Annotated in this window: 29 protein-coding genes; 16 read left to right on the top strand and 13 right to left on the bottom strand. The window is 74.3% G+C overall.

What is annotated here, in order from left to right; genetic code table 11:
- Positions 1-8: 8 nt before the first annotated feature.
- The 3 genes from NL142_RS03050 to NL142_RS03060 are packed head-to-tail and all read right to left on the bottom strand — an operon-like array spanning position 9 to position 2,538.
- A complete protein-coding gene (locus tag NL142_RS03050; RefSeq protein ID WP_435080914.1) occupies positions 9-893 on the bottom strand; it encodes an NAD-dependent epimerase/dehydratase family protein in 885 nt (294 codons plus the stop codon).
- Positions 890-1,306 (bottom strand): hypothetical protein, encoded by a 417-nt coding sequence (locus tag NL142_RS03055; RefSeq protein WP_435080915.1) that lies wholly within the window; start codon positions 1,304-1,306, stop codon positions 890-892. Before NL142_RS03055 ends, NL142_RS03050 begins: the two co-directional genes overlap by 4 nt.
- Positions 1,303-2,538 carry a benzoate/H(+) symporter BenE family transporter gene (locus tag NL142_RS03060; protein WP_435080916.1) on the bottom strand — a complete coding sequence of 412 codons (1,236 nt, stop codon included), beginning with the start codon at positions 2,536-2,538 and terminating at the stop codon, positions 1,303-1,305. The genes NL142_RS03055 and NL142_RS03060 overlap by 4 nt, the downstream gene beginning before the upstream one ends.
- A 251-nt stretch (positions 2,539-2,789) precedes the next feature.
- Here NL142_RS03060 and NL142_RS03065 point away from each other — a divergent pair, with 251 nt between their 5' ends.
- The 6 genes from NL142_RS03065 to NL142_RS03090 all read left to right on the top strand — a co-directional run bounded on the left by NL142_RS03065 (position 2,790) and on the right by NL142_RS03090 (position 7,877).
- Positions 2,790-4,058 carry a peptidoglycan DD-metalloendopeptidase family protein gene (locus NL142_RS03065; RefSeq protein WP_435080917.1) on the top strand — a complete coding sequence of 423 codons (1,269 nt, stop codon included), beginning with the start codon at positions 2,790-2,792 and terminating at the stop codon, positions 4,056-4,058.
- Positions 4,059-4,103: 45 nt separating this feature from the next.
- Positions 4,104-4,838: an SGNH/GDSL hydrolase family protein gene (locus NL142_RS03070; RefSeq protein ID WP_435080918.1), complete on the top strand. Its 735-nt coding sequence runs from the start codon at positions 4,104-4,106 to the stop codon at positions 4,836-4,838.
- Between the two features lie 163 nt (positions 4,839-5,001).
- Positions 5,002-5,457, top strand: a complete 456-nt coding sequence (locus tag NL142_RS03075; protein WP_011931860.1) for an SRPBCC family protein — start codon at positions 5,002-5,004, stop codon at positions 5,455-5,457.
- Positions 5,458-5,459: 2 nt separating this feature from the next.
- Positions 5,460-5,696 (top strand): hypothetical protein, encoded by a 237-nt coding sequence (locus tag NL142_RS03080; RefSeq protein ID WP_011931861.1) that lies wholly within the window; start codon positions 5,460-5,462, stop codon positions 5,694-5,696.
- A gap of 131 nt (positions 5,697-5,827) precedes the next feature.
- The gene (locus tag NL142_RS03085; protein WP_435080919.1) at positions 5,828-6,610 is read left to right on the top strand and encodes an RDD family protein; all 783 of its coding nucleotides are present in this window, start codon (positions 5,828-5,830) and stop codon (positions 6,608-6,610) included.
- A gap of 193 nt (positions 6,611-6,803) precedes the next feature.
- Positions 6,804-7,877 carry an alkene reductase gene (locus NL142_RS03090; RefSeq protein WP_435080920.1) on the top strand — a complete coding sequence of 358 codons (1,074 nt, stop codon included), beginning with the start codon at positions 6,804-6,806 and terminating at the stop codon, positions 7,875-7,877.
- A gap of 46 nt (positions 7,878-7,923) precedes the next feature.
- Here the strand turns inward: NL142_RS03090 and NL142_RS03095 are convergent, their stop codons facing one another.
- The 4 genes from NL142_RS03095 to NL142_RS03110 form a co-directional block, all read right to left on the bottom strand.
- Positions 7,924-8,646: a response regulator gene (locus NL142_RS03095; RefSeq protein ID WP_435080921.1), complete on the bottom strand. Its 723-nt coding sequence runs from the start codon at positions 8,644-8,646 to the stop codon at positions 7,924-7,926.
- Positions 8,643-9,848: a sensor histidine kinase gene (locus NL142_RS03100; protein WP_435080922.1), complete on the bottom strand. Its 1,206-nt coding sequence runs from the start codon at positions 9,846-9,848 to the stop codon at positions 8,643-8,645. Before NL142_RS03100 ends, NL142_RS03095 begins: the two co-directional genes overlap by 4 nt.
- Before the next feature lie 63 nt (positions 9,849-9,911).
- Positions 9,912-10,268, bottom strand: a complete 357-nt coding sequence (locus NL142_RS03105; protein WP_435080923.1) for a TIGR02611 family protein — start codon at positions 10,266-10,268, stop codon at positions 9,912-9,914.
- 104 nt (positions 10,269-10,372) lie between these two features.
- Positions 10,373-10,972, bottom strand: coding sequence for a TetR/AcrR family transcriptional regulator (locus NL142_RS03110; protein ID WP_194683418.1), 600 nt, complete (start codon positions 10,970-10,972; stop codon positions 10,373-10,375).
- Positions 10,973-11,032: 60 nt separating this feature from the next.
- Between NL142_RS03110 and NL142_RS03115 the strand changes: the two genes are divergently transcribed.
- The gene (locus tag NL142_RS03115) at positions 11,033-12,616 is read left to right on the top strand and encodes an MFS transporter (protein WP_435080924.1); all 1,584 of its coding nucleotides are present in this window, start codon (positions 11,033-11,035) and stop codon (positions 12,614-12,616) included.
- A gap of 82 nt (positions 12,617-12,698) precedes the next feature.
- Here the strand turns inward: NL142_RS03115 and NL142_RS03120 are convergent, their stop codons facing one another.
- The 3 genes from NL142_RS03120 to NL142_RS03130 form a co-directional block, all read right to left on the bottom strand.
- Positions 12,699-13,718, bottom strand: a complete 1,020-nt coding sequence (locus NL142_RS03120; RefSeq protein ID WP_435080925.1) for an LLM class flavin-dependent oxidoreductase — start codon at positions 13,716-13,718, stop codon at positions 12,699-12,701.
- A gap of 85 nt (positions 13,719-13,803) precedes the next feature.
- Entirely contained in the window at positions 13,804-14,859 is a 1,056-nt protein-coding gene (locus NL142_RS03125; protein WP_435080926.1) for an LLM class flavin-dependent oxidoreductase, read from the bottom strand.
- A gap of 34 nt (positions 14,860-14,893) precedes the next feature.
- Entirely contained in the window at positions 14,894-15,859 is a 966-nt protein-coding gene (locus tag NL142_RS03130) for a quinone oxidoreductase family protein (RefSeq protein WP_435080927.1), read from the bottom strand.
- Between the two features lie 121 nt (positions 15,860-15,980).
- Here NL142_RS03130 and cysK point away from each other — a divergent pair, with 121 nt between their 5' ends.
- The 4 genes from cysK to NL142_RS03150 are packed head-to-tail and all read left to right on the top strand — an operon-like array spanning position 15,981 to position 18,757.
- Positions 15,981-16,919 (top strand): cysteine synthase A, encoded by a 939-nt coding sequence (gene cysK / locus NL142_RS03135; protein WP_435080928.1) that lies wholly within the window; start codon positions 15,981-15,983, stop codon positions 16,917-16,919.
- 2 nt (positions 16,920-16,921) lie between these two features.
- Complete coding sequence (gene epsC, locus NL142_RS03140) at positions 16,922-17,506, top strand: serine O-acetyltransferase EpsC (protein WP_079531673.1); 585 nt, start codon at positions 16,922-16,924, stop codon at positions 17,504-17,506.
- Positions 17,506-18,165 carry a TrmH family RNA methyltransferase gene (locus NL142_RS03145; RefSeq protein WP_435080929.1) on the top strand — a complete coding sequence of 220 codons (660 nt, stop codon included), beginning with the start codon at positions 17,506-17,508 and terminating at the stop codon, positions 18,163-18,165. Before epsC ends, NL142_RS03145 begins: the two co-directional genes overlap by 1 nt.
- Positions 18,166-18,199: 34 nt before the next feature.
- Positions 18,200-18,757 carry a GrpB family protein gene (locus NL142_RS03150; RefSeq protein WP_435081624.1) on the top strand — a complete coding sequence of 186 codons (558 nt, stop codon included), beginning with the start codon at positions 18,200-18,202 and terminating at the stop codon, positions 18,755-18,757.
- Here NL142_RS03150 and NL142_RS03155 read toward each other — a convergent pair.
- Positions 18,754-19,155 carry a hypothetical protein gene (locus NL142_RS03155; RefSeq protein WP_435080930.1) on the bottom strand — a complete coding sequence of 134 codons (402 nt, stop codon included), beginning with the start codon at positions 19,153-19,155 and terminating at the stop codon, positions 18,754-18,756. The two genes, NL142_RS03150 and NL142_RS03155, sit on opposite strands and share 4 nt — an antisense overlap.
- A gap of 167 nt (positions 19,156-19,322) precedes the next feature.
- Here NL142_RS03155 and NL142_RS03160 point away from each other — a divergent pair, with 167 nt between their 5' ends.
- Entirely contained in the window at positions 19,323-19,727 is a 405-nt protein-coding gene (locus NL142_RS03160; protein ID WP_435080931.1) for a RidA family protein, read from the top strand.
- An 18-nt stretch (positions 19,728-19,745) separates the two neighbouring features.
- Here the strand turns inward: NL142_RS03160 and NL142_RS03165 are convergent, their stop codons facing one another.
- Entirely contained in the window at positions 19,746-20,747 is a 1,002-nt protein-coding gene (locus NL142_RS03165) for an adenosine deaminase (RefSeq protein WP_435080932.1), read from the bottom strand.
- Positions 20,748-20,823: 76 nt separating this feature from the next.
- Here NL142_RS03165 and NL142_RS03170 point away from each other — a divergent pair, with 76 nt between their 5' ends.
- A complete protein-coding gene (locus NL142_RS03170; protein WP_435080933.1) occupies positions 20,824-21,102 on the top strand; it encodes a hypothetical protein in 279 nt (92 codons plus the stop codon).
- A 47-nt stretch (positions 21,103-21,149) separates the two neighbouring features.
- Complete coding sequence (locus tag NL142_RS03175) at positions 21,150-21,590, top strand: bleomycin resistance protein (protein WP_435080934.1); 441 nt, start codon at positions 21,150-21,152, stop codon at positions 21,588-21,590.
- Here NL142_RS03175 and NL142_RS03180 read toward each other — a convergent pair.
- The gene (locus NL142_RS03180) at positions 21,587-22,237 is read right to left on the bottom strand and encodes a histidine phosphatase family protein (RefSeq protein WP_435080935.1); all 651 of its coding nucleotides are present in this window, start codon (positions 22,235-22,237) and stop codon (positions 21,587-21,589) included. The genes NL142_RS03175 and NL142_RS03180 overlap by 4 nt on opposite strands.
- Positions 22,238-22,308: 71 nt before the next feature.
- On the opposite strand from NL142_RS03180, the gene NL142_RS03185 reads away from it, so the two are divergent.
- Both NL142_RS03185 and NL142_RS03190 read left to right on the top strand, forming a co-directional pair.
- Complete coding sequence (locus NL142_RS03185) at positions 22,309-23,388, top strand: ATP-binding protein (protein WP_435080937.1); 1,080 nt, start codon at positions 22,309-22,311, stop codon at positions 23,386-23,388.
- A complete protein-coding gene (locus NL142_RS03190; protein WP_435080938.1) occupies positions 23,385-25,175 on the top strand; it encodes a vWA domain-containing protein in 1,791 nt (596 codons plus the stop codon). Before NL142_RS03185 ends, NL142_RS03190 begins: the two co-directional genes overlap by 4 nt.
- The last annotated feature ends 16 nt before the right edge of the window (positions 25,176-25,191 follow it).

Genomic DNA, 25,191 nt, shown 5'->3' on the forward strand with positions numbered 1-25,191 from the left:
GGATCCGCCTAGCGCGGCAGCGCGTTCCCTTCCGCGTCGAGGTGGTCGCGCCAGCTGCGCTTCGGCTCCCAGCCGAGCAGGCGGCGCGCCTTCGCGGTCGAGATGCCCGAGGAGTCGACCCGCTCGATCGCCCGCAGCTCGATGGCGTCGCCGTAGTGGCGGCGCAGCTCGGCGGCGAAGTCGTGGCCGCCCGCGTTGTCGGCGGCCGCGATGTAGAACACCTCGTGGCCAGGCAGGTCGGAGGTGACCGACAGCACGATCGCGTCGGCCAGGTCGTCCGCGTCGATGTAGCTCCAGAGGTTCGCCGTCAGCACGGACGCGTCCCGCACCTGCTTGCCGAGGTTCGACGCGTAGTTGTCGTCGTTGTGCACGGTGCTCGGGCGGAGCGAGATCACGCGGATGTCGGAGCGGCGCACGGCCGCGTCCATCAGCTGCTCGCCGAAGGCCTTGGAGAGGGCGTACGGATCCTGCGGGCGGAGCGGGTGCTCCTCGTCGACGGGCGCGTAGTCGGGCAGGAACGGCCGCTCCGGGAAGAAGTTGCCGACGATGCTCTCGCTCGAGATGTTCACGAAGCGCGGCACGCCGAAGCGGACGGCGGCCTCGATCATGTTGAAGGTCGACATGAGGTTGGTCTGCAGCACGACGTGCGCGGGGTTGCCGGTGGGCTGCGGGATCGCGGCGACATGCACGACGGCGTCCATGCCGGCGACGAGCGCGAACGCGGATCCGGCGTCGGTGAGGTCGGCCATGACGTACCGGCCCGGCACCACGACGCCCGCGTCGAAGACGGGACGGACGAGGTCGACGCCCGTGACGTCGTGGCCGGCGGCGACGAGCGCCTCGACGGCGGCGCGGCCGACCTTGCCGCGGGATCCGGTGACGAGGACCTTCACGCGCCGACCCCCGCCTGGCCCTCGGGCGCCTTCATCACGACGGGCACGAACGGGTCGTCCTCCAGCCGCTCGGCGAACCAGGTCTCGTCGACGTAGCCCTCCGACCAGAGCTTCAGCGGAGTCGCGACCGTCGGCGTGAACAGCTCCCACCTGGTCCAGAGGCGCGCCTCCTCGGTCATCATCCGGCCGACCTCGCGGGTCCAGCGGACGACGACGTGGTCGGCGGGCAGCAGGCGCTCGAAGGCGGCCTGCGCCTCGGCCAGGCGGGCGGATCTCGTGCCGTCGCCCGAGACCTGCTCGGCGCTCAGCGCGAGCACCAGCGTCCAGGTCGTGCTCTGCAGCTCGGGGCCGCGGGGCGCGACGGCGGCGTCGGCTCCGGCTCCGGGCGATGCGGGGGTGGTGTCGTGGCTCATGCGGCGTCGCGCTCCTCGTGTCGATCGAGTCTGTCACGCGGCATCGCGCGCGTCCGGAGCGCGAGGTGCACGAGGACGCCGGCCACCAGCGCGCAGAACGCGGCGCCGAGCCCGCCGACCGTGATCCCGGACGCCGCCACCACGAACGTCGCGACCGCGGGCAGGTGCGCCCCCGGATCCCGCACCGCGGACGCGAGGCTCGACGCGAGCGACGGCGCGAGCGCGAGCCCGGCGGCGGCCGCCACGACGCCCGCCGGACCCGCGACGATCACGGCCGCGAGCGCCGCCGACGCCAGCCCGAGCGCGAGGTTGGTCCACCCGGCCGCGCTGGCGGCGCGCCACCGCTCGTCCGGATCCGGATGCGCGGAAGGTGCCGCGGAGAGCGCGGCCGACAGGGCGGCGAGGTTCACGGCGTGCCCGCCGAACGGCGCGCTCACGAGCGTGGCCGCCGCGGTCGTCGTCATCGCGGCCCGCCACGGCGTCTCGTAGCCGAAGCTCGCGAGCACCGCGACGCCCGGCAGGTTCTGCGACGCCATCGTCACGACGAAGAGCGGGATCCCGAGCGCGACCGCCGCCGCCACCGTGAAGACGGGCGCCGTCAGCTCGATCCGCGGCACGAGGTGCGCGAGGTCGAGCGACGCCCCGGGTGCGGGCCCCGCGACCGCGAGCGAGATCCCGACCACGACGAGCGCGGCGGCCAGCGCGGTCGGGGCCGCCCAGCGCGGGGCGAGACGGGCGGCGGCGAGCCAGGCGAGGATCACGGGCAGCACGACGAGCGGGGAGGCGACCGCCGCCGTCACGGTCGCGACGCAGAGGGGGAGGAGGACGCCCGCGAGCATCGCGGCGGCCACGCTCGCCGGGATCAGGCGCACGAGCCGGCCGAGCAGCGGCCAGAGCGCGGTGGCGAGCACGAGGATCCCGCAGACGAGGAACGCCCCCACCGCGGCGGCCCAGCCGCCCTCGACCGCGCCGGATCCGATGAGCAGCGCCGCCCCGGGCGTCGACCAGGAGAGCGTGATCGGACGGCGGAAGCGGTGCGCGAGGAGCACGGTGCCGAGCCCCTGCGTGACGCACAGCGCGAGCAGCCCGGACGCGGCCTGGGACGGCGACGCCCCCACAGCGGTGAGGCCGGTGAGCACGACGGCCGACGTGCCGGCGAACCCGACGACGGCGGTGGCGACCCCGGCTCCGCGGGCCTGCGCCCGGCCGCCGGGCACCTCGATGGCCGTCATGCGCGCTCCCGACCGGACGCCGGTCGTCCTGCCGCCCGATCCTAGGGTCGGCGCCGCGCCGGCCCGTCATCGCCCAGCGGATCTCCTCACCCGCGGAAATAGAAGGGGATGGTGATGTTCGGCCCTATTTCGGCTACCGTCGAAAGGTCCGCGCTCCACCGACCTCGACGAGGCCCGCCATCTCCCGCACCGCACGCACCTCCCGCCCCGCCGACCGGCGCCCGCGGTACGCGACCGCGCCGCGCCTCCGAGTGGCCGCGACGCTCGCCGCATCCGCCCTCCTGCTCGGCCTCGGCGTCCCGTCCGCGCAGGCCGCGGAGGAGTACCCCACCTGGTCCGAGGTGCAGGCCGCGCGGTCGAGCGAGCAGGCCACCGCCGACCAGGTCACGCGCATCACCTCCCTCATCTCCGGCCTCTCCGCCGAGGTCGAGGCCGCCACGGCCCTCGCCCTCCAGCGCGCCGACGAGCACGCCGCCGCGGTGGATGCGCTCGACGAGGCCACCGGCGAGCTCCAGGCCCTCGAGTCCAAGGCCGAGAGGGCGCAGGCCGACGCGGACGAGGCGAAGCGCCAGGTCGGCCAGCTCGTCGCCCAGCTCGCCCGCAGCGGCGGTGGCGGCGACGTCTCCCTCCGCCTCTTCACGAGCGGCGGCGAGGACGCGGACGCCCTCCTCGCCCGCATGGGCACGGCGACCAAGCTCGCCGACCGGCAGGACACCGCGTTCACCGCCGCCGTCACGTCGGCCCGCACGGCCGCGTCGCTCGGCAAGCAGGCGTCCGTCGCGAAGGAGGCGCTCGCCGTCCTCGCCGCCGACGCCGAGGCCAAGCTGCAGGAGGCGTCCGCGGCGCAGGCGCGCGCGGATCAGGCGCTCGCCGAGCAGGAGGCCCGCAGCTCGGAGCTCCAGGCGCAGCTCACCACGCTCCGCGACTCCCGCATCTCCGTCGAGGAGGGCTTCGCGATCGGCGAGCGGAAGCGCCAGGAGGAGGCCGCCGCCGAGGCCCGCCGCCAGGCCGACGCGCGTGCCGCGGCCGCAGCTGCCGCCGCCGCCGCGAACGCCGCCGCGCGTCCGCCGGCCAACGCACCCCGCCCGCCGTCGTCGGGCGGCCAGCCCTCGTCGTCCGGCTGGACGATGCCCATCCGCAGCTACGGGTCGTACCAGTCCTACGGCATGCGCCTGCACCCGATCCTCGGCTACTGGCGCCTGCACGCGGGCGACGACTTCGGCGCGGGCTGTGGCACGCCCATCTACGCGACGGCGGCCGGCACGGTGCAGTTCGCAGGCGGATCCAGCGGCTTCGGCAACGCGATCACCCTGAACCACGGCGGCGGCGTCACGAGCGTGTACGGCCACATGTACTCGTACGGCGTGATGGTCCGCACGGGCCAGACCGTGCAGGCGGGCCAGCAGATCGGCGCGGTCGGCAGCGCGGGTCTCAGCACCGGCTGCCACCTCCACTTCGAGATCCGTCAGGGCGGCGTCGCGACCTCGCCCATGCCCTTCCTCCGCAACCGCGGCGTCTGACCCGCCGGCCACGCGGGGCGCGTCGATGACCGGGGGGTGCGACGCATGACGGGGCGCATCCGGCGCGTCGCGCAGGCCGTGGCCCGACCGGCGATCTTCGCGCAGTACGTCGCCCTGCGCACGGGCCTCCGGGGCACGGTCTTCCCGCGTGACGCGGCGTCCGGCGTCGTGCCGGGCGAGGACCCGCACCGCGTGCTCGTCATCGGGGAGGCCACGGCCGTCGGCATGGGCGTCCTGTCGCACGAGCTCGGCATGGCCGGCCACTTCTCCCGGCAGCTCGCGCGTCGCACGGGCCGCGGCGTCGAGTGGGCCACGCGCCCGTTCTCGGACCTCACGATCCACACCGCCGCAGGCACAGTCCGCGACCGGCCGCTCCTCGCGGGCGTCGACGTCGTGCTCCTCATGGTGGGGGTCGGCGACAGCATCCGCCTCACGCCGCAGCGCACCTGGCGGAGGCTGCTGTGCGCGGCCATCGAGGACCTGACGCGGGGGCTGCCGGAGGGCGCGCGCGTGCTCATCCCCGAGGTGCCGCCGCTCAACACGAGCGTCGGGATCCCCTCGCCGTGGCGCGCGGTCGCCGCCCGTCACGCGCGGCTGCTCAACCGCGTGACGGCAGAGATCGTCGCGTCCCGCGCCTCGGTGGACGCCGTGCCGTTCCCGGGAGAGAGCGTCATGGCGCTGGGGGATCCGGACGCGGCCCAGGCGTCCCGCGTCTACGCGGAGTGGTCGCGCGCCGTCGTCCAGCGGATGCTCGAGCCGCCGCGCACCGCCGAGGCGTGACCTGCGCTTGAACGTTCCCTGTGCATTCCTCGGGTGCCGGATGCCGGGTGGGGCCCCGGCGTAGCGTCGAAGGCGTGCCCGCGCCGGTGTCCACATCGACGCCCGGGCTCTCGGATCGCACGACGATCCGACCCCACGCACCGAATCCGAACGAGGAGAAGCAATGCCCCGAGTAATCGAGACCGTCGACGTCAACGTCCCCGTCAGCACCGCCTACAACCAGTGGACCCAGTTCGAGTCGTTCCCGAACTTCCTCAGCTACGTGGAGTCGATCACGCAGGTCACCGACACGCTCACCGAGTGGAAGGTCAAGATCGGCGGCATCGAGCGCACGTTCGAGGCCAACATCACCGAGCAGCACCCCGACGAGCGCGTCGCCTGGAACTCCACGGGCGGCGATGAGGACCACGCCGGCGTCGTCACGTTCCACAAGCTCAGCGACACCGAGACCCGCGTCACCGTCCAGCTGGACTGGGAGGCGAAGGGCCTCGTCGAGAAGGTCGGCGCGGCGATCGGCGTGGACGACCACGTCATCAAGGCCGACCTCAAGAACTTCAAGGAGTTCATCGAGAAGCGCGGCGCCGAGGACGGCGCCTGGCGCGGGGACGTCCAGGCCTGATCATGGACACCTCCGAGATCGTCTGGAACCAGGAGGCGCGCGACAAGATCCTCACGGACAGCGACCGCGTGCTCCAGGAGGCCGTGCTCACCGCGGCGAAGGAGCTCGAGGGCGAGGACTGGGAGACCGTGTACCAGCGCCTCTTCGAGCAGCTCAAGGGCCGGTTCATCGACTTCGAGCCGGGGCCGGACCTCCGCAAGTACGCCGAGGCCGTCTCCCGCGGGGAGATCCAGGGCTGACGCCAGCGTCACCAGCACGACCGGGAGGGCCCGGCATCCGCGAGGGTGCCGGGCCCTCCCGGTCGTGGTTCCCCCACCTGCTGGATACGCTGGATCCGCGCCGCGGGGCGCAGCGATCCAGGGGAGACGCGATGAGCGACGCGCACGACGACCGCCGGCCGGACGCGGGCGACGGGCAGGCGAGGGCAGGGGCCGACGCGGAGGCGCAGCCGGCGTATGCGGCCGGGCCGTACGCGCCCCAGCCCTATTCACCCGCCTCCTACCCCGGCAGCCCGTACTCCGGGAGCCCGTACTCCGGCGGCCCGTACCCCGGCGGGTATGGGGGTGCCGTGCCGCCGCCCGGCTACGGCATGGTCCTGCTGCCGCACGCGCAGCGCCCGCTGCCCCCGCACATCGATACCGCCTGGCGCCTCGCGGGCGTCGGTCGCCGGGCGGCCGGCCGGATCCTCGACCAGGTCGTCTTCGGGCTCGTCGGCGGGCTCTCGGCTGGGGCCTTCATCGTCCCGCTGCAGGGCATGGCGCGGCAGCGGATCGACGACCTGCAGCTGTTCGGCGAGGCCGCCGACGACATGATGGACTCCTACTTCGGCGGCGCCATGCTCGGCTTCCTCATCAGCATGGTCGCGTACCTGCTCATCGCCACGTGGTGGCTCGGCTGGAAGGGCACGACGCCCGGCAAGGCGATGGTCGGGATCCGCGTCCAGCGCTTCTCCGAGCCCGGCACGCTCGGCTTCGGCCGGGCCCTCCTCCGCGGCGTGGTGCAGAACGGGTTCGTCCTCGGCTGGCTGTTCACGGTCTGGCTGCCGTACGCGTCCGTCGGCTGGGACTCGCGGCACCTGCTGCGGGGCTGGCACGACCTCGCCGCGGACGACGTGGTGCTCGCTCGCCGCACGGAGGCGCTCCCCTCGTACTGACGCGGAGCGGACGGACGCGCCCGGGGCGCCTCGAGCCTGACGAGGGCCTGGGAGAAGGATCGGCCGCGGAATGCGACCCCCGGTGGATCGGGTTGCCCCAGCGCGGTCCGCACGGGCCGCTGGCCCCGCCGCCCTCCCCGACGTGATCCGTCGCGGTGCGCGCCGGCCACCCGCGAGACGAAGGATCCACCACGTGAAGCTGTTCTCCCCCGTCGCCCTCGGCGCCCTCGAGCTCCCCAACCGCGTCGCCATGGCGCCCCTGACCCGCATGCGCTCCGACGAGCACGGCGTGCCCGGCGACATCGTCGTCGAGTACTACCGCCAGCGCGCGTCCACCGGCCTCATCGTCTCCGAGGGCGTGTTCACGAGCGAGCGCAGCAAGGCGTACCCGGGCCAGCCCGGCATCGTCACGGACGAGCAGATCGCCGGCTGGCGTCGGGTCACCGACGCGGTGCACGAGGCCGGCGGCCGCATCGTCATGCAGCTCATGCACGGCGGCCGCGTCTCGCACGAGGAGATCACGGGCGGCCTGCCGCTGCTCGCGCCGAGCGCCATCGCGATCCAGGGCGAGGTGCACACGCCCACCGGCAAGGCGCCGTACCCCGTGCCGAGCGAGCCGGAGACCGACGAGGTCCCGCTCATCGTCGACGAGCTGACGGTCGCCGCGCGCAACGCGGTCGACGCCGGGTTCGACGGAGTCGAGATCCACTCCGCCAACGGCTACCTGCTGCACGAGTTCCTCTCGCCCGTCTCCAACGTGCGCACGGATTCGTACGGCGGATCGCCCGAGAACCGCGCGAAGCTCGGCATCGACGTGGCCCACGCGGTCTCCCGCGAGATCGGCGCCGAGCGCGTCGGCATCCGCATCTCGCCGTCGCACAACATCCAGGACGTGCTCGAGGAGGACGCCGACGAGACGCGCGCCACCTACGAGGCGCTGCTGTCCGGCATCGCGCCGCTCGGCCTCGCCTACGTGAGCATCCTGCACGCGGAGCCCGCGGGCGAGCTCGTGCAGGGCCTGCGCAAGACGTTCGGCGGCCCGCTCATGATCAACAGCGGCTTCGGCGTGCAGACCGAGCGCGACGAGGCGATCCAGCTTGTCGAGGAGGGCACGGCCGACGTCGTGGCCGTCGGCCGCATGGTCATCGCCAACCCCGACCTCGTCGAGCGCTGGGAGCAGGGGCTCGAGACGAACGAGCCGAACCCGGCCACGTTCTACGGCCCCGGCGCCGAGGGCTACACGGACTACCCGGCGCTCGCGAGCTGATCCGCATCGCCTGACCGGCTGCGGCCGGCATCGCCCGAGGCCGGGCTCACTCCGAGGGAGCGAGCCCGGCCTCGTGCACGAGCACGGCGACCTGCACGCGGCCCTCGAGGCCGAGCTTGTCGAGCACGTGCCCCACGTGGGTCTTCACGGTCGCGACGCCGAGGAACAGGTCGGCGGCGATGCGCGCGTTCGACCAGCCGCGCGCGATGGCGAGCGCCACCTCCTGCTCGCGCTCCGTGAGCGTCTCGAAGCGCTCCCGCTCGGCCGTGCGGTCCGCGCGGTCGCGCTGCGCGGCGACGCCGATCACGGTGTCGAGCACGGACGGCGAGAGGATCGAGCGGCCCGCAGCCACCTGCCGCACCGCCTGGACGAGCTCCACCGGCGGCGTGTCCTTGAGCAGGAAGCCGCGCGCACCCGCCCGGAGCGCCCCGAGCACGAGCTCGTCGGCGTCGAAGGTCGTGAGGACGATGACCGGCAGGTCGGGGCGGCGGGCGACCTCGCGGGCGGTCGCGGTGATCCCGTCGCAGACCGGCATGCGGATGTCCATCAGCACGACGTCGGGCGCGGTGCGCGCGATCACGGCTCCGGCCGCGAGCCCGTCGGCCGCCTCGCCCACCACCTCGAGCCCGTGCCCGCCGCCCAGCAGCATCGCGAGGCCCGCGCGGACGAGCGCGTCGTCGTCGACGATCACGACGCGGATCGGCGGGCCGCCCGCGGGCACGACGCCCGGCAGATCCGTGCCCGCCGCCCGCGGGTCCGGGGCGCTCACGCCGTCCACGGGAGCACCACCTCGACGACGTGCTGGCCGTCGCGTCGGGAGACGTCGAGCGTGCCGTCCACGGCGTGGGCGCGCTCGGCGATCCCGGCGAGGCCGTGCCCGCCGGGCGGGACGGGGGCCTCGGGGGCGGGGTTCTGCACGACGATGCGCAAGCGTCCGCCGGCCCGCCCTCCGAGCGACACCTCGACCGGCGCGCCCGGCGCATGCCGCCGCGCGTTCGTCAGGCACTCCTGGATGGTGCGGTAGGCATGCCGGGAGGTGGTCGCGGACAGCAGAGGCAGGTCGTCCCGGGTGCCGGGGTCGACGTCCGCGTGCACCTCGACGCCGAGGGCGCGGGCCTCGTCGAGGAGCGCCGCGAGGTCGGCGAGCGTCGGCTGCGGGGGCACCGTGGCGGGCGCTCCCGACGGATCGCGCAGCACCCCCAGCACGCCGCGCAGCTCGGTGAGCGCGGTGCGGGCGTTGTCGCGCACGACGCCCGCGGTGGCCCGGACCTCGGCCGCGTCGAGGTCGTCGCGGTACTCCAGCGCCCCCGCGTGCAGGGCGACCAGTGAGAGCCGGTGGGCGAGCACGTCGTGCATCTCCCGGGCGATCCGGGTGCGCTCGTGATCCGCCGCCTGCGCGGATCGGAGGACCTGCTCCTCCTCCGCGAGCCGGGCGCGCTCCCGGAGCGACGCCAGCAGCTCGCGGCGGCCGCCGAGGTAGAGCCCGAGGAGGATGAGGAGACCGAGCACCACGAGGATCAGCGCGGCCGTGAGCGGCAGCTCCTCCGGCGTCACCGGCAGGTAGGAGAGGCCGGCGAGCTCCCACGTGCCGACGGCCGCGATCCAGACGGCGGCGGCGATGGCGATCTCCTTCGGCCGGCGGCGGATCGCGAGCGACACGATGGCGACGGCCGAGGCGAGGAGCCCGAGGCTCGACACGGCCGCGACGATCCCGAGCGCGACGGCGACCGCGAGGGGCGCCCGGCGACGCAGCGGCAGGATCGCGATGCCGAGCAGCCCGGCGGCCGCGTCGAGCAGGAGGAGCAGCTCGATCCGGATCCCGGTGGCACCTGCCTCGTCCACGAGCGTCAGCATGGCGCCGAACGAGAGCGTGCCGACCACGAGCGACAGCAGCACCAGCGCCGCCTCCCGTCCGATGGCGCGGGCACGGCGGGCGGGCCCGATGCGGGGGACGAGCGTGGAGGAGGGCATGCCCCGACCCTACGGAGCGCGGTGCGCCCGCCGGATCGACCGGAAGGGGGAGATGGGGGCCGGTCAGCGCGTGGTGCGGGCCGCGCGACGCTCGGCGCGGGAGGTGCGCCAGCGGCGCCACGCGTCCCAGAAGCGGTGCAGCTGGCGCTTGAGGAAGACGTTCACGCGGTGGGCCGCGGGGAACTCGGTGCCGAGCGCGGCGATCCCGAGGAAGACGATGAGCCAGCCGGGTCCGGGCAGCGGGATGAGCACGATGCCGACGAGGACGATGGCGACGCCGAGGAGACCCACGAGGATCCGGTAGAGCCAGCGGGCCTTGGGGTGCAGCTCGATCCAGGCCCGGCATCGGCGCAGGAACCGACGGAGCGGATGCGCGTGGCTGGAGCCCGCCTCGTACTCGCGGGTCAGTGTGTCGGACATGGGTTCACGCTACGGGCGGGGCCTGGGAAGCGTCTCCCTCATCCGGGGAATCCGCAGGATGGCGTGACGACCAGGGGCCGGGCGCCGTCGTCAGCTGCGGAGCGTCAGCGCGCGGCCGGCGCCGTGATCCGCCGGGCCGCCTCGACGACGGCCGCCCGGTCCGCGGCGCGCGCCCGGGGCGAGTCCGCGTGCATCGCCGGGTAGGGCGACTGCACCCACGCCTGCGCGAGCGCGAACAGCATCGTGAGGAGGCGCTGCGGATCCCACGACGGGTCGATGTGCCCCTCCTCCTGCCCGCGGCGGACCGCCTGCACCTTGGCCGACGGCGACGTCGCGCTGTGCGGCACGTCGAGCTCCAGCCCGTCGAGCCGCGCCCACGCGAGCATGCGGCGGTGCTGCGGGTGCTCGTAGGCGTGGTCGAAGAGCTGGCCGACGAAGCCGGGGAGGTCGGCGGGATCCAGCGTCACGGCGGAGAAGAACTCGACGCCGTTGAGCTTCAGCACCGCGTGGAACAGCGACTCCTTGTCGGTGAAGTGCGCGTACAGCCGCTCCTTGCTCGCGCGTCCCGAGCGGGCGATGCGGTCGACGCGCGCGCCCGCCAGCCCGTGGGCGGCGAACTCCTCGCGCGCGGCCAGGAGGATGCGGTGCCGGACGTCGTCCTGCTTCTCGTCGGTCGGTCGCGCGGACCCCGTCGTCTCTGCCATGTGAACAGCGTATGTCAAACGAACCGGTTCGTTTGACTCCGTCCACGACGTCGCCCTAGATTGGACCGTCCTCGCCCGCCCGGGCGCCGCACGACCATCCAGGAGCACCAGATCTCGCACGCACGCACCCCTGAGAACGCACCGCCGTCCACGTCCTCCGCCTCGCTCGCCGGCCCCGCCGCGCCCGCCGGCCCCGCCGCTCCGGCCGCGCCGTCCGCCCGCAGCAAGTGGATCCTCCTCGCCGTCGTCGCCCTCGCCCAGCTGATGGTCGTGCTCGACGGCACCATCGTGAACATCGCCCTGCCCGCCGCCCAGCGCGACCTCGGCATGACCGACGCCGACCGCACCTGGGTCGTCACCGTCTACGCGCTCGCGTTCGGCTCGCTCCTCCTGCTCGGCGGCCGCATCGCCGACTACTGGGGCCGCAAGCGATCCTTCCTCCTCGGCATGGTCGGCTTCGCGGCGGCCAGCGCGATCGGCGGGTTCGCCGTCTCGAGCGAGATGCTCCTCATCGCGCGCGGCCTGCAGGGCGTCTTCGCGGCGCTCCTCGCGCCCGCCGCGCTCGCGCTGCTGTCGGTGACGTTCCCGTCCGGCCCCGACCGCGTCAAGGCGTTCGCGGTCTACGGCACGATCGCCGGATCCGGCGCGGCCGTCGGCCTGCTGCTCGGCGGCGTGCTCACCGAGTACCTCAGCTGGCACTGGTGCCTGCTCGTCAACGTGCCCATCGCGATCGTCGCGATCGTCGCCGGCATCCCGCTCGTGAAGGAGAGCCGCGCCGACGGCGACCGCAGCTACGACGTGCCCGGCGCGCTCCTGGTCACCCTCGGCCTCGCATCCATCGTCTACGGCTTCTCCCGCGCGGAGAACGGCTGGGGCGAGCCCGACACCATCGGCTTCCTCGCGCTCGGCGTCGGGATCATGGTCGCCTTCGTGTGGTGGGAGTCGCGGGCGCGGAACCCGCTGCTGCCGCTCCGCGTGGTGGCCGACCGCACCCGCGGCGGCGCGTACCTCACCTCGGTGATGGTGGGCGCGGCGCTCCTCGGCGGGCTGCTCTACCTCACGCTGCACTTCCAGATCGTGCTCGGCATGTCGCCGCTGATCTCCGGCCTCGCGTCGCTGCCGATGGCCGCGACCATCATGCTCACGGCGCCTCAGGTCGCGCGGCTCCTGCCGCGGGTCGGCCCGCGCGTCCTCATGACGATCGGCCCGCTCCTCGCGGCCGCGGGGCTGCTGTGGTTCAGCCGCATCACCGTCGACGGCGCGTACGTCGTGCAGGTGCTGCCCGGCCAGATCCTCCTCGGCATCGGGCTCGCGTTCGTGTTCGTGCCCATGCAGAACGTCGCGCTCTCCGGCATCGAGCCGCGCGACGCGGGCGTCGCGGGCGCGGCGCTCACGGGCACGCAGCAGATCGGCGGATCCATCGGCACGGCCGTCTTCACCGCCCTGTTCGCCTCGGCGGTCACCGCGTCGGTCACCGACGGCGTCGCGAACCCGCTGCAGCAGCAGGTCGACGGGTACCACGTGGTGTTCCTCGCGGCGGCGATCGGCGTGGCGCTCGCGTCGCCCATCGCCTTCTCGATGGTGCGCGTTCCGCTCTCGCGCTTCCGCGAGGGCGCGTCGACCGAGGCCATCAGCATGCACTGATCCCGTCCCGGATCACGACGACGCCCCTCCCGCACGGACCCTCATGGTCGGGCAGGAGGGGCGCCGTCGTGCGTGCGCCGGGTCAGGCGGCCGGTGCCCAGCCGAGCGCCGGGCCGAGGCGCTCGGCGATGTCGGTGAGGATCTGCTCGAGGTCGGCCTCCCCGAAGGTGAAGGGCAGCGCGAACGCGACCTCGTCGACCGCCTGGAACGCGGGGTCGGCGTGCAGGGTCGCGGCGATCTCCTCGGACGTGCCCACGAGGTCCGCCGCGAAGAGCATCTTCCGCGGGCCCATCGGCACGCCCACGCGGTGCGCGCGGGAGGCGGCGTACGCCTCGTAGCGGGCGACCTGCTCGGGCGTCGCGCGGTCGGTGGGGATCACGACGAGGCCCTGCGAGACGCGTGCCGCGGCGCCTACCGGATGGGCCGCGCGGTAGGCGTCGATCTGCGCGCGCTGGTTCGCGCCGAAGTCGTTCCCCAGCTCGCCCTGGATCACGCTGGAGGTGAGCAGGTGGAAGCAGTTCTCGCCCGCCCACACCGCGGAGCGCGTGCTCGCGGCCCCGTACCAGATCCGCTCGGCGAGCCCGGCGGCGTGCGGCTGCACGGTGGACGCGTACTCCTCCTGGCCCTCGCGCGCGGCGGCGTGGCTGACCGTGTCGCCGCGTACGAGGTCGCGGAAGCGGAGGAGGCGGTCGTAGCCGAGGTCCTCGAGCTCGGCGGTCGCCGGGTAGATCGCGTCGCGGTAGGTCTCGAACCGCATGGGCGTGCCCACCGAGAAGCCCGGCTGCACGCGGCCGCCGGTGAGGAGGTCCACCGTCGCGAGGTCCTCGGCGAGGCGGAACGGGTTCTCCGCGCCGATGGGCGTGACGGCCGTGCCGAGCTGGATGCGGCTCGTGCGCTGGGAGGCGGCGGCCATCACGGCGACGGGGGAGGAGATCCCGTGCTGGAGGTGGCGGTGCCGGAGCCACGCGCTGTCGAAGCCGAGCTGCTCGCCGCGCTCGATGACGCGGAGCGTGGTCTCGTGACCGGCCGCGGGATCCGCCGGATCGAAGGTGCCGATGGTGAGGAAGCCGAGGCGGGAGAGCGGGGTACCGGATGCGGGCATGGATCGAGGGTAGGCGGCCCGCGATGCGGGTGGCGAGCGGAGTCCGCAGCCGGCGGTCGTCGTGTCGTCGGCGCGCGGCGGGGGATCAGGTGGTCGCGGGCGACCAGCCGAGCGCCGGGCCGAGGCGCTCGGCGACGTCGGTGAGGATCCGCGCGAGGTCGCCCGCGGGCAGCCCGGCCGGGAGCGCGATCGCGAGCTCGTCGGCGGCCTGCACGGCGGGATCCGCGAGGAGCGCGGCGGCGATGTCGTCGGACGGGCCCACGAGGTCGGGCGCGCGGACCATGCTCGACGCGGCCCGCGGATCCTCCGACTGGTCGGCCCGCTCGGCCCGCTCCGCGCGCGCCGCGGCGTCGGCCGCGTACCTGGCGCGCTGCTCGGCCGTGGCGCCGTCGGTGGGCACGACGACGAGCGCCAGCGTGACGTGCGCGGCGGCCGGGTCGGGGTGCGCGGCGCGGTAGGCGTCGATGAGGTCCCGCTGGTCGGCCGCGAAGCCGCCGCCGCGGGATCCGCGCTCGGTCACGTCGGACGCGAGCAGGCGGAATCCGTGCTCACCCGCCCAGGCCGCCGTGCGGAGCGTCGCCGCGCCGTAGCCCAGGCGGTCGGCGAGCCCGGGCGACGCCGGCTGCACGGTGGGGGTGAGGGCCTCGTCGTCGTCCGGATCCGCATCGCGCTCCTCCGCTCCCGGCACCCGGCCGCCGCGCAGCAGCTCGCGGAAGCGCAGCAGCCGTTCGCGGCCCGGCTCCTCGAGCTCGGCGGTGAGCGGGTGCACCGCCCGGTCGACGGCCGCGACGCGCTTCGGGCTGCCGACCGAGAGGCCGGGGCGGAGGCGTCCGCCGGAGAGGAGGTCGACGGTCGCGAGGTCCTCGGCGAGGCGGAGCGGGTTCTCCGCGCGGACGGGGATCGACGCCGTGCCGAGCCCGATGCGGCGCGTGCGCTGCGACGCCGCAGCGAGCATCGCGACGGGGGAGGAGATCGCGTTCCTCAGGTGGTCGGGCCGGAGCCAGGCGGTGTCGAGGCCGAGCGCGTCGCCGAGCTCGACGAGCCGGAGCGCGTCCTCGAGGCCGGTCGCGGGGTCGGCCGGGTCGAACGGGCCGGTGGTGAGGAAGCCGAGGCGCGTCAGCGGGGATCCGGGTGCGGGCATGGCACGAGGGTAGGCGGTGCGGATCCGGGCCGGCTCAGGGGATGAGGACGATCGACCCCGTCGTGCGACGCGCTTCGAGGTCCTCGTGGGCGCGGGCGGCGTCGGCGAGCGGGTAGGTCGCGCCGACGCGCACGTCGAGGGATCCGTCGAGCATGGCCGCGAACAGCTCGCCGGCCCGCCACCGCCGCTCCTCCGCGTCGAGCAGGAAGTGGGCGAGCGTGGGGCGCGTGACGGACAGGGATCCGCCGGAGTTGAGCCGCTGCAGGTCGAACGGCGGCACCTGCCCGCTCGCGCCGCCGAAGAGCACGAGCGTCCCGCGGATGCGCAGGGACGCGAGCGACCCGTCGAACGTGTCGCGGCCGACGCCGTCGTAGACGACGTCGACGCCGCGTCCGTCGGTGAGCTCGCGGACGCGCATCGGCACGTCGTCGTAGCCGAGCACGTGCGTCGCGCCGGCCGTGCGCGAGAGGGCGGCCTTCTCCTCGGTCGAGACCGTGGTGATCACCTCGACGCCGCGATCCACGAGCAGCTGCGTGAGCAGGAGCCCCACGCCGCCGGCGCCCGCGTGCACGAGCGCGTGATCCCCGGGGCCGGCCGGGTACGAGCTCGTCGCGAGGTAGTGGGCGGTGAGGCCCTGGAGCGGGAGCGCGGCGGCGACCTCCATGTCGACGCCGTCCGGCACGGGCAGCAGCGTCTCCGCGCGGACGAGCGCGTGCTCGGCGTAGGTGCCGGTCGCCTCGGCGGTCGCGACGCGGTCGCCCACGTGCACGCCGCTCACGCCGTCGCCGAGCGCCTCGATGACGCCCGCCGCCTCGGATCCCGGCACGTACGGGTGCGCCATCGGGTAGACGCCGCTGCGGCGGTAGGTGTCGATGAAGTTGACGCCCGCGGCGTGCACGCGGATCCGCACCTCGCCCGGCCCTGGATCCGGCACCGGCCCGTCCGTCATGGTCATGACCTCGGGGCCGCCAGGCCCCGCCACCTCGATGCGCGCGCTCATGGGTCCAGCCTGCCCGGAATGCCGCCGCGTCACACGCGGTTGCGCTCCCATAGGCTCGAAGTCGAGCAGGTGCGCGCGGCCCGGCCCCGCACCGATCACGATCACGACGAAGGTGGAACCCATGGCAGGTCGCGTCTACGACGACATCACCCAGCTGGTCGGCGGCACGCCGCTCGTCCGGCTCAACCGTCTCACCGAAGGGCTCGACGCGACCGTGCTCGTGAAGCTCGAGTCGCACAACCCCGCGTCCAGCGTGAAGGATCGCATCGGCGTCGCCATCATCGACGCGGCCGAGGCGGCCGGAGCGCTGAAGCCCGGCGGCACGATCGTCGAGGGCACGAGCGGCAACACGGGCATCGCGCTCGCGATGGTCGGCGCGGCACGGGGGTACAAGGTCGTCCTCACGATGCCCGAGACCATGAGCGTCGAGCGCCGGCTGGTGCTGCGCGCGTACGGCGCCGAGATCGTGCTGACCCCCGGCCCCGAGGGCATGCGCGGCGCGGTCGACCGGGCCAAGCAGATCGTGGACGAGACCCCGAACGCCATCTGGGCGAAGCAGTTCGCGAACGCGGCCAACCCGCAGAAGCACCGCGAGACCACGGCCGAGGAGGTCTGGGCGGACACCGACGGCGGCGTCGACGTGTTCATCGCGGGCGTCGGCACGGGCGGCACCATCACGGGCGTCGGCCAGGTCCTCAAGGAGCGGAAGCCCGGCGTGCAGATCGTCGCGGTCGAGCCGCTCGACTCGCCGATCCTCAACGGCGGGAAGCCCGGGCCGCACAAGATCCAGGGCATCGGCGCGAACTTCGTGCCCGAGATCCTCGACACGGAGATCTACGACGAGGTCGTCGACGTCTCCCTCGAGGACTCGATCCGCGTCTCGCGCGCGCTCGCGACCGACGAGGGCATCCTCTGCGGCATCTCGTCGGGATCCATCGTGTGGGCCGCGCTCGAGATCGCGAAGCGGCCGGAGAGCAAGGGCAAGACCATCGTGGCGATCGTGTGCGACTACGGCGAGCGGTACCTCTCGACCGTGCTGTTCGACGACCTGCGCGACTAGGCGTGGGGATCGTCGCCCGGGTCGTCGAGGACCTCCGCACCGCGCGTGCCCACGATCCGGCGGCGCGCGGGTACCTGGAGATGGTGCTCGGCTACCCGGGCCTGCACGCCGTGTGGCTGCACCGGGTGTCGCACGCGCTGTGGCGGCGCCGTCTCCGCTTGGCGGCGCGGCTGCTCGCGCAGGCGGGGCGGGCGCTGACCGGTGTGGAGATCCACCCGGGCGCGCGCATCGGCCGGCGGCTGTTCATCGACCACGGCATGGGCGTCGTCATCGGCGCGACGGCCGAGGTCGGCGACGACGTGCTGATGTACCACGGCGTCACGCTCGGCGGGAAGAGCCTCGTGCACGGCAAGCGGCACCCGACGGTGGGCGACGGCGTCACCATCGGAGCCGGCGCGAAGCTGCTCGGGCCCATCACGGTCGGCGCGGGCAGCGTCATCGGCGCGAACGCGGTGGTCGTGAAGGACGCGCCCGCGGGATCCGTGCTCACGGGCATCCCCGCGGTCGAGACCGGGAAGCGGGCCGGGCGCGCGCCGGACGCGCACGTGGATCCCGCCTTCTTCGTGGATCCCGGGATCTACATCTGATGCCGACCGCACCCGAGGGCGCCGAGCCGGCACCGACCGTCGAGCACAGCACGCACGGCGTCGGGCCCTGGCCGGGTGGCGCCGATGCGTGGCCCGACGAGCCGCACCTGGATCCCGAGCTGCTGGAGCGCGGCGACACCCGCAACGTCATCGACCGCTACCGGTACTGGCGCATGGAGGCGATCGTCGCCGACCTCGACCAGCACCGGCACCCGTTCCACGTGGCCATCGAGAACTGGCAGCACGACATGAACATCGGCTCGATCGTGCGGAGCGCCAACGCGTTCGCCGCCGACACGGTGCACATCGTCGGTCGGCGTCGCTGGAACAAGCGCGGCGCGATGGTCACCGACCGGTACCAGCACGTCGTGCACCACGCGACCATCGCCGACCTCGTGGAGTGGGCGCGAGGCGAGGGCCTGCCGATCATCGCGATCGACAACGTCGACGGATCCGTGCTGCTCGAGACCACCCGCCTCCCGGAGCGCTGCGTGCTCGTCTTCGGGCAGGAGGGCCCGGGCCTCAGCGTGGAGGCGGTGGCAGCGGCCGACATGACCGTCGCGATCTCGCAGTTCGGATCCACCCGCTCCATCAACGCGTCGGCGGCCGCCGCGGTCGTGATGCACGCGTGGGTGATGCAGCACGTGTCGTTCGGCTGACGGGCGACGCCTCGGCTGGCAGGATGTCCCGGTGATGGACGACCGCGACCGCCGCCGACCCGATGTGACGACCGTCGAGGTGGTGGGCGGGCAGCCGCCGCTCACCGTCGTGCTGCAGGAGCACGACCCCGGCTGGGCGGAGGCGTACCTCGTGCACCGGCGGCGGATCCTCGAGGCCGTGGGCGACGCGGCGCTCGCCGTCGAGCACATCGGATCCACGTCCGTGCCGGGTCTCGCCGCGAAGCCGATCGTCGACGTGGTGCTCGTGGTGGCCGACATCACGGCCGAGGAGGACCACGTCGAGCGTCTCGTCGCCGCGGGCTACGAGCTGCGCGTCCGGGAGCCCGGGCACCGCCTGGTTCGCACGCCGGCGCGGGACGTCCACGTGCACGTCTACGAGCACGGTGATCTCGCCGTGGAGGCGTACCTGCTGTTCCGTGACCGGCTGCGCTCCGCCGAGGCCGACCGCGAGCTCTACGAGCGCACGAAGCGGGAGCTCATGACCCGGCGGTGGGAGTCGATGGACGCCTACGCGGACGCGAAGACCGAGGTGATCCAGGGGATCCTGTCCCGGGCGCGGGCGGCGCGCTAGCGGAAGGGCCAGTCGTCGACCGTGTGCGGCACCGCGATGACCTGCACGGGATCGGCGTAGACGATGCGCCCCGGCGTCCGGGTGCGCAGCTCCTGCCACGGCACGTCGTGCCGGTCGAGCAGGGTGAGGTAGTCGGCCGTGAAGGACAGGAGGTCGACGGCGTCGGCGAGGAACCAGGCGCGGGCGCCGGGGTTCCGCACGCGGTCGTAGCAGTCGGGGTCGACGGAGCGCGGATCCGCGTAGGCCCCGGCGGCCCGCGCGTTGGCGGCGTCCATCCACTCGCCCTCCTCTGCGGAGAGCATGCCGCTCAGGCGCAGCCCGTTCGCCAGCGCGAAGACGCCGGGGAAGGTGCCGCGGCGGTTGGGCGCGGCGCTCTGGAAGCGGACGTAGTCGGGCACGCGGCGATGCTAGGGACGGCTGCTGCGGATCCCACCTCTCGGGGGCGAAGTGGATAGGGGGCCGCGCTGGGTGGACATCCGGGCGCGCTCCGCGGAGATCCGGCGGGCGCGCGCGGATGGGAGGCTGGGGGCGCCGCGGGGTGCCGCCCGCGCGAGACGGGAGACCCATGACCGCCGTGACCCTGATCCGCTCCGCCGCCCTCGCGGACGCCGCCGAGTACGCCTACGCCGCGACCGCACCCGCCGAGGCGCGGCTGATCTTCCTCGCGGGATCCTGCCCGCTCGACGCGGACGGCGCGACGGTCGGCGTCGGCGACCACGCCGCGCAGGCCGCGCGGTGCGTCGAGAACATGCGCGTCGCGCTGGAGGCCGCGGGCGCCACGCTCGCCGACCTCGTGAGCACGCGCGTGCTCGTCGTGTCGAGCCGGCAGGCCGACCTCGTGACCGCGTGGGAGGTCGTCCGCGACGCGCTCGCGCCGCACGATCCGCCCAGCACGCTGCTCGGCGTCACCGTGCTCGGCTACGACGACCAGCTCGTGGAGATCGAGGCCGTCGCGGCCGTCGTCGACTGACCGCGGGTCGGGCCGGGGTCAGAGCGCGGACGCGCGCCAGGCGTCCACCGCGGCCAGCAGCTCCGCCCGGCGGTCGTCGGGGAGGAAGGACGCCTCGAAGGAGTTGCGGGCGAGGCGCGCCAGCGCGTCGTCGTCGAACGTGTGCGCCACGCGCAGCTGGCGGAGGTTCTCGCCCAGGTAGCCGCCGAAGTACGCGGGATCGTCGCTGTTGACCGTCGCGATCACGCCGCGCGCGAGGAGCTCGGGCAGCGCGTGCTCGTCGAGCGACTCGTTGACGCCGAGGCGCACGTTCGAGAGCGGGCAGACGGTCAGCGGGATCCGCTCGGCGACGAGCCGGTCGACGAGCGCGGGATCCTCGAGGCAGCGCACCCCGTGGTCCACCCGCTCCACGCGCAGCAGGTCGAGCGCCTCGTGGATGTAGGCGGGCGGACCCTCCTCGCCCGCGTGGGCGACCGCGTGCAGTCCGAGCTCGCGGGCGCGCGCGAAGACGTCGGCGAACAGGGACGGCGGGTAGCCGACCTCGGCCGAGTCGAGTCCGACGGCGAGCAGCTCGTGGGCGCGGCCGGCGACGGACTCGAGGGTCGCCATCGCCTCGTCCACCGGCCGGTCGCGGAGGAAGCTGAGGATCAGGCCGCCCGAGATGCCGTGGCGCACGCGCGCGTCGCGGAGGGCGTCGAGCAGGCCGTCGACCACGTCGTCGACGGGGACGCCGCGCGTCGTGTGCGCCTGCGGGTCGAACGACATCTCCACATGCCGGATCCCGTCGGCCGCGGCCCGCTCCAAGTACGCGGCGGCGAGGTCGTGGAAGTCGCGGCGCGTGCGGAGGACGGCGGTGCACGCGTAGTAGAGGTCGAGGAACGACTGCAGGTCGGTGAACGCGTAGCGCGAGCGGAGGTCCTCGATGCCCTGGTACGGCAGCTCGACGCCGTTGCGCTCGGCCAGCTCGAAGACCATCTCCGGTTCGAGGGTGCCCTCCACGTGCAGGTGCAGCTCGGCGGTGGGCGGGAGCGTGGAGATCATCCGTCCACGGTAACGGGCGGGGCGGGGTGACCGCCGGGTCGGCCGCTGGACGGGCGGCCGCTCGTAGGCTCGGGGGATGGGGACGTTCGAGGTCACGGTGCTCGGGGAGCGGTGGCGCATCGCCGAGCGCGAGCCCAGGGGTGCGACCCCGTCCTACGACCTCGACTGGCTGGACGGGCCGGCGGACGGCACGTACGGGTTCACGGTCGGCGGAGCGCCGCGCACGCCCGAGCAGCTGATGGCTGAGGTGACCGCGTTCGTGGAGGGCTTCTCCGAGCCGGGCGGGATCGGCGAGGACTTCCCGGGCTTCGTCCCGGCCCGCTTCCGCGACGCGGGCTTCCGCGACGCGGGCTGAGGTCGAGGGGCGGCCGAGGCCCGCGACCCGTCTGCGAGCATGGCCGCATGGATCCCGACGCCGAGCCCGACCTCGTCCCCGAGCTGCTGGTCACCGACCTCGCCGCGAGCCTCGCGTTCTGGCGCGACCTCTGCGGATTCGCCGTGCTCTACGACCGTCCGGCGGAGGGCTTCGCGTACATCGCCCGCGGCGGCGCGCACCTCATGCTGGAGCAGACCGGCATCATCCGGAACTGGGTGACGGGCCCGCTGGAGCGGCCGTTCGGGCGGGGGATCAACTTCCAGATCGCCGTCGCGGACGCCGACGTCGTGGCGGAGGCGCTCGCCGCGGCGGGCGTGGCGCTCTTCCTCGAGCTGGAGACCACCTGGTACCGGATCGGCGACGAGGAGGCGGGCGTGCGCCAGTTCCTCGTTCAGGATCCCGACGGGTACCTCGTGCGGTTCCAGTCGTCGATCGGGCGGCGGCCGGCGGCGCCCGAGCCCGCCTAGGCCGTCGGCTCGCCCGTCGGGCCGGACGGGGCGTCGTCGCCCACGCCGCTCGCGGGCTCGCCCTCCCAGGACTCGAGGGTCCAGTCGCGGCCCGATCCCTCGAGCACCACGACGCCGGTGTTCTCGAGGGCGTGGTCGGCGACGAAGGCCGCGTCGAGGCCGCGGGTCCGCATCCCCGCCCAGCAGCGGATGGCGGCGCCGTGGCTGACGAGCGCGACCGTGCCGTGGCCCGAGTCCTCCGCCTCCGCGACGACGGCGTCGAACCGCGCCGCGAACTCGCGCCCCGTCTCCCCGCCCGCCAGGCGCAGGTCGTCCTCGCCGGCGACCCAGCGGATCATCGTCTCCAGGTACTCCACGACCGCCTCCCGGTCGCCGCGCATCTCCAGCCCGCCCGCGGCGATCTCGCGGATGCCGGCGCGCTCGACGGGAGCGAGGCCGAGCGCCCGGGCGAGCGGCGCGGCCGTCTCGTGGGTGCGGACCATGGTCGAGACGTGCAGCGCGCCGATCGCCTCGCCGCGCAGCGTCTCCGGCAGCCGCGCCGCCTGCGCGCGCCCGAGCTCCGTGAGCCCGGGGCCGGGGATGCGGGTGTCGAGGACCGCCGCCACGTTGGAGCTGGTCTGGCCGTGGCGGATCAGGATCAGGCGCATGCCCCGACGGTAGCGCGGAGCCCATGTGCACTCAGCCCGGGTCGCATGCGCCCGACACGGGAGGATGGCCCGTGCGCGCCCTCCACCCCATCACCCCGGCCCAGCTGCCGGACGTCCTGCTCCGTGTCGCGCTCGCGCGACCCGTCCACCTCTGGGGTGCGCCGGGCATCGGGAAGTCGACCATGGTCGAGGCGTTCGCGCGGGACCTCGGCATGGACTGCGTCACGCTCATGGCGACGCAGCTCGCGCCCGAGGACGTCGCGGGCGTGCCCCAGCTGATCGCGCGCGAGGACGGCGTGACCTTCTCCCGGTTCGCCCCTCCCGAGATGCTCGTGCGCACGGAGCCGTTCGTGCTCTTCCTCGACGAGCTGAACGGCGCGCGGCCCGAGGTGCAGAAGTCGCTGTACTCGCTGGTCCTCACCGGCCGCGTCGGGGATCACCGGCTCCCCGCGGGCAGCGTCGTGATCGCGGCGGGCAACCGGGCGACCGACCAGGCGGCGATCAAGCCGATGCCGGCGCCCCTCGTCAACCGGTTCGTGCACGTGCACCTGCGCTCGTCGGTGGACGACTGGCTCGCCTGGGCCGTCGACGCGCAGATCCACCCGACGGTGGTGGAGTACATCACCCAGCGGCCCGACCACCTCCACGTCGAGCCGCCGAAGACCGAGGAGGCGTTCTCGACGCCCCGGTCGTGGCACGCGCTCGCCGACGCGCTGACGTCCTGGGGCGCGGATCCCGACGTGGACGTCGTCGCGATGCTGGCCGCGGGCTGCGTCTCGGCCTCGCACGCCGCCTCGTTCGCCGCCTGGTGCAAGATGCGTGAACGGGCGTACGACCTCGACGCCATCATCCGCGGCGACCTGCGCTGGCCGGCCGAGGTCGCCGACCGCGACCTCCTGCACTTCCACGCCCTCTCCCTGCGCGCCCGGCTCGCGAAGGAGCTGCCCGCCGACATCCGCCACGCGTCGCCGGCCGGACGGCAGTTCGCGGTCCGGGCCAAGGACCTCCTGATCGAGCTGGCCGACATCTCGCTGGAGATCGGGCAGATCGTGGTGGCCCCCGACGACACGGGCGCGCCGGTCCTGCCGGCGTGGTTCCTGGTGGAGCTCGTGCGGGACGTCCCCCGTCTGGCGGAGAAGCGCTCGGCGTGACGCCCCGGAGGAACGCGACGGGACCGAAGGACCCGGGGCTCGCGGCGGTCATGCTCGGCTGGAGCAGCGTGCGCCTGCACCCGATGTTCTCCCACGTCGCCGAGGAGCTGGACGTGATCCGGCGCGACGGGATCCGCCCGGACGACGGGTGGGCGCAGGTGGACTCCGAGACGTGCGACATCGTCGTCGACCCCGTCCGTCGGGCCAGCCCGGAGGAGTGGGCCTGGGTCTTCGCGCACCTCGTGCTGCACCTCGGATTCGGCCACCTCGAGCCGCGCCCGCCGTCCTCGTCCCGGGTGGAGGCCACTGCGGCCGACGTGGAGGTGGACCGCTTCCTCACGTCCCTCAGGTTCGGCAGGAGCCCGTTCGCGCTGCCCGTGATCTGGCCCGTCGGATCCCCCGAGCGCCTCGTCGCCGAGTGGCGGCTCACGGGTGTCCCGGCCGGGTTCGAGACGTGCGGCACCGCGGGTTCGGCCTCGTGCGTGACGCAGGGCCGGCGCTCGTACAGCGGCCCTCCCGACTGGCGCCAGCTCTTCGCCTACGGCCTCACCGACGCGGTGTCGGCCGCCATGGACGTGGCCGGCGGTGCGCGGCTCTCGCTGAGCGACCGATCCGCGCCCCTGCCGGTGTGGGAGCGCGCCAGGCGGTGGTTCCTGTCGGCCTATCCGCTGCTCGGCGCGACCATGTCCGCGCTCACGCTGGTCGCCGACGCGGAGCTCGCCCGCGGCTGGGACATCCCGATCGCGGCGGTCGACCCGGTGGCCGGGGAGCTGTACGTCAACCCGCTCGCGGTGCTCACGGAGCGGGAGTGGCGGTTCGTGCTCGCGCACGAGTCCCTGCACGCGGCGCTCGCCCACCACACGCGCACCGGTGGTCGGGATCCCTACCTCTTCAACATCGCGACGGACTTCGTCATCAACGGCTGGCTGCTCGAGATGGGCGTGGGGGAGATGCCCGCTGGCCTCCTCCACGACCCGCAGTTCGCCGGGCAGTCGAGCGAGGAGGTCTACGACCGCATCGCGACGGACGCGCGCCGGTACCGCAAGCTGTCGACGCTCCGCGGTCGCGCTCAGCCCGACGTCCTCGACTCCGGCGGGCGGATGCCGCGCGCCGGCGCATCCGTCGACCTCGACGAGGTCCTCCGGCGGTCGCTCGGGACGGGGCTCGACCTCCACCTGGGCGAGGGTCGCGGCCACCTGCCGTCGGCGCTGGTGTCGGAGATCCGCGCTCTGGCGCAGCCGCCGCTCCGCTGGGACGTCGAGCTCGCGCGGTGGTTCGAGGAGATGTTCCCCGCGCTGGATCCGGTGCGCACGTACGCCCGTCCCTCCCGCAGGCAGGCCGCGACGCCCGACATCCCGCGGCCCGGCTGGCTCACGCCCGAGGTGCCGACCATCCGGCGGACCTTCGGCGTCGTCCTCGACACCTCGGGATCCATGGACGCCCGACTCCTCGGCAAGGCGCTCGGCGCCATCGCGTCGTACGCGCGGGCCCACGACGTGCCCGCCGCCCGGGTCGTGTTCTGCGACGCGGCGGCCTCCGACGCGGGTTACCTCGACGTCGACGACATCGCGGGCCGCGTGCGCGTGCGGGGTCGCGGCGGCACGGTGCTGCAGCCGGGCGTCCACGCGCTCGAGCACGCCGTCGACTTCCCCGAGGACGGCCCGATCCTCATCATCACGGACGGCGCGATCGACGTGCTGCGGATCCGCCGCAGCCACGCGTTCCTGATCCCCGCGGGCGCGAGCCTGCCCTTCCGCCCGAAGGGGCCCGTGTTCCGGTTCTCCTGAGCGCGGGCCGGGATCC

The organism is Clavibacter quasicaliforniensis, from assembly GCF_051201715.1.
Taxonomy (GTDB): Bacteria; Actinomycetota; Actinomycetes; order Actinomycetales; family Microbacteriaceae; genus Clavibacter; species Clavibacter seminis.

Bases quoted from the DNA above. Each gene is read 5' to 3' on its own strand.
- NL142_RS03055 (WP_435080915.1), bottom strand. From the start codon at position 1,306: ATGAGCCACGACACCACCCCCGCATCGCCCGGAGCCGGAGCCGACGCC.
- NL142_RS03060 (WP_435080916.1), bottom strand. From the start codon at position 2,538: ATGACGGCCATCGAGGTGCCCGGCGGCCGGGCGCAGGCCCGCGGAGCC.
- NL142_RS03070 (WP_435080918.1), top strand. From the start codon at position 4,104: ATGACGGGGCGCATCCGGCGCGTCGCGCAGGCCGTGGCCCGACCGGCG.
- NL142_RS03075 (WP_011931860.1), top strand. From the start codon at position 5,002: ATGCCCCGAGTAATCGAGACCGTCGACGTCAACGTCCCCGTCAGCACC.
- NL142_RS03080 (WP_011931861.1), top strand. From the start codon at position 5,460: ATGGACACCTCCGAGATCGTCTGGAACCAGGAGGCGCGCGACAAGATC.
- NL142_RS03085 (WP_435080919.1), top strand. From the start codon at position 5,828: ATGAGCGACGCGCACGACGACCGCCGGCCGGACGCGGGCGACGGGCAG.
- NL142_RS03100 (WP_435080922.1), bottom strand. From the start codon at position 9,848: ATGCCCTCCTCCACGCTCGTCCCCCGCATCGGGCCCGCCCGCCGTGCC.
- NL142_RS03105 (WP_435080923.1), bottom strand. From the start codon at position 10,268: ATGTCCGACACACTGACCCGCGAGTACGAGGCGGGCTCCAGCCACGCG.
- NL142_RS03110 (WP_194683418.1), bottom strand. From the start codon at position 10,972: ATGGCAGAGACGACGGGGTCCGCGCGACCGACCGACGAGAAGCAGGAC.
- NL142_RS03120 (WP_435080925.1), bottom strand. From the start codon at position 13,718: ATGCCCGCATCCGGTACCCCGCTCTCCCGCCTCGGCTTCCTCACCATC.
- NL142_RS03125 (WP_435080926.1), bottom strand. From the start codon at position 14,859: ATGCCCGCACCCGGATCCCCGCTGACGCGCCTCGGCTTCCTCACCACC.
- NL142_RS03130 (WP_435080927.1), bottom strand. From the start codon at position 15,859: ATGAGCGCGCGCATCGAGGTGGCGGGGCCTGGCGGCCCCGAGGTCATG.
- cysK (WP_435080928.1), top strand. From the start codon at position 15,981: ATGGCAGGTCGCGTCTACGACGACATCACCCAGCTGGTCGGCGGCACG.
- NL142_RS03145 (WP_435080929.1), top strand. From the start codon at position 17,506: ATGCCGACCGCACCCGAGGGCGCCGAGCCGGCACCGACCGTCGAGCAC.
- NL142_RS03150 (WP_435081624.1), top strand. From the start codon at position 18,200: ATGGACGACCGCGACCGCCGCCGACCCGATGTGACGACCGTCGAGGTG.
- NL142_RS03160 (WP_435080931.1), top strand. From the start codon at position 19,323: ATGACCGCCGTGACCCTGATCCGCTCCGCCGCCCTCGCGGACGCCGCC.
- NL142_RS03165 (WP_435080932.1), bottom strand. From the start codon at position 20,747: ATGATCTCCACGCTCCCGCCCACCGCCGAGCTGCACCTGCACGTGGAG.
- NL142_RS03170 (WP_435080933.1), top strand. From the start codon at position 20,824: ATGGGGACGTTCGAGGTCACGGTGCTCGGGGAGCGGTGGCGCATCGCC.
- NL142_RS03175 (WP_435080934.1), top strand. From the start codon at position 21,150: ATGGATCCCGACGCCGAGCCCGACCTCGTCCCCGAGCTGCTGGTCACC.
- NL142_RS03180 (WP_435080935.1), bottom strand. From the start codon at position 22,237: ATGCGCCTGATCCTGATCCGCCACGGCCAGACCAGCTCCAACGTGGCG.